The organism is Streptomyces sp. GESEQ-35, assembly GCF_017948485.1.
GTDB lineage: Bacteria > Actinomycetota > Actinomycetes > Streptomycetales > Streptomycetaceae > Streptomyces.
On the sequence record NZ_JAFFSX010000108.1, the window covers coordinates 1 to 322 of the forward strand.

Sequence of the window (322 nt, forward strand, 5' to 3'; positions counted from 1 at the left end):
GGCATGCGGTCAGGCGTTGGCGGCGCACACCGACTTCGACCTGACCGACGTCATCCTGCAGCGGGACGGGGCACCCGGTCTGGAGCGGGTGGACGTGGTCCAGCCGGTGCTGTGGGCGATGATGGTGTCCCTGGCCCGGCTGTGGCAGCACCACGGCATCCACCCGGACGCGGTCATCGGCCACTCCCAGGGCGAGATCGCCGCCGCCCACATCGCCGGCGCCCTCACCCTGGACGACGCCGCCCTCATCGTCGCCCGCCGCGCGAAACTCCTACGCCGCCTCGCCGGCACCGGCACCATGGCCTCCCTCCCCACCACCGCC

At 73.6% G+C, this 322-nt stretch carries 1 protein-coding gene; it reads left to right on the forward strand.

Annotated features, from left to right (window positions below):
• Positions 1-16: 16 nt before the first annotated feature.
• Positions 17-322: acyltransferase domain-containing protein (locus KCH87_RS48555; protein ID WP_374199111.1), on the forward strand; the 306-nt coding region annotated here is incomplete at its 3' end.